Source organism: Acinetobacter sp. YH12152 (genome assembly GCF_013418285.1).
In the GTDB taxonomy this organism is placed as follows: Bacteria; Pseudomonadota; Gammaproteobacteria; order Pseudomonadales; family Moraxellaceae; genus Acinetobacter; species Acinetobacter amyesii.
The window spans coordinates 1-1,248 of record NZ_VPCH01000120.1; the positions used below are offsets into that span (position 1 = coordinate 1).

The following is a 1,248-nucleotide window of genomic DNA, read 5'->3' on the forward strand; positions in this document are numbered from 1 at the left end:
TGTACACAGTGCACTGGGTTATGTATCGCCTTTTGAGTTTGAAGCAATGTACTATGATAAGATTAACCCGTTAGGTCAGGTGGCCTAACTTAAATAAAAAAGTCTCCGACAAACCCGGTACGGTTCAAACTGATTGTGCATTCAGACAGAGGAAGTGAATATTGCAGCCATGAATATCGAAATATACTTGAGCAATATGGTTTTCAAGGTTCAATGAGCAAGCGCGGAGACTGTTACGATAATGCACCGATTGAAAGCTTTTGGGGAATACTGAAAAATGAGTTAGTGCATCATTACAACTATCAAACCAGAGAAGAAGCCAAAGCAGATATTATAAAATACATTGAGTTATTTTATAATCATCGAAGAATTCAAAAGGGTTTGGGTTTTAAGACACCAAATCAAATGGCCGAAGACTTTTATAAGTTGGCTGCCTAGAATCTCCCAAGGGAAAGTCTCCTGATAATTCAGCGTATATCAGTAAATCATTCAAGGAAGAACCGTTAAATTTAAATAAAGTGTCCGCAGCTAAATCTACTCGTATTGTCTGTTCCTGAGCAGCAACCTGATGCTTCACCTCACAACTTAAAGGCTGACCATTATTGGAAATAAAAGGTTTACCGTCTGTATTGACAGAGAGTACAAATTCATTGCTTGTTAGCTTTCCTACGTTTAAGTCAACATCACAACTTTGGCATGATTCTTCAGTACAGTTTTTTACTTTGAAATTGTAACTTTCTGGTTTTAAATGATAATTAGCAGAATTGCCTACATAGAACGTACCCGACTTAATACTGTCAATATAAAATTCTATCGGGCAGTTTTGTATTTCAGCAATATCGCCTGCACACAACAGTACATCTCTCTGTACATGTATTGTTTGTGTATTTGCTGCTGTTTTATTCTGAAAACGCAGATCTAATGTTTTTGTATATGGATTAGAAGTACATGCCGCCAACCCTATAGATACAACAACTAACCCAAATGGAAATTTAATCATAATATCCCCTATCATTTCCCTTTTTAAATACACTTGTTTTAAATTTAAAATCTTATCAAGATATAATTATGTGACAAAAATCACAAAAAAGCCATAATATACTTATCATTAAGAAGAAATAGCTTAGGGTGTGTTGACATTTACAGCCGATAAATTGAGCTAAAGAGGCAACCATATAAATATACAAGCTAAAGCAACAGCGCTTTGATAGTTACGTTTTAGCTTATCGTATCTTGTGGCAATTCCTC

At 35.3% G+C, this 1,248-nt stretch carries 1 protein-coding gene and 2 pseudogenes; 1 reads left to right on the forward strand and 2 read right to left on the reverse strand.

What is annotated here, in order from left to right; translation table 11 throughout:
* Positions 1-129: 129 nt before the first annotated feature.
* A pseudogene (locus FTU83_RS17240) lies at positions 130-438 on the forward strand (IS3 family transposase); the annotation flags it as partial.
* On the opposite strand, the gene FTU83_RS17245 reads toward FTU83_RS17240, so the two are convergent.
* The gene (locus tag FTU83_RS17245; RefSeq protein WP_257222675.1) at positions 389-1,000 is read right to left on the reverse strand and encodes a hypothetical protein; all 612 of its coding nucleotides are present in this window, start codon (positions 998-1,000) and stop codon (positions 389-391) included. The pseudogene FTU83_RS17240 and the gene FTU83_RS17245 sit on opposite strands and share 50 nt — an antisense overlap.
* A 159-nt stretch (positions 1,001-1,159) precedes the next feature.
* Positions 1,160-1,248, reverse strand: a pseudogene (locus FTU83_RS17250) (IS5/IS1182 family transposase); the annotation flags it as partial.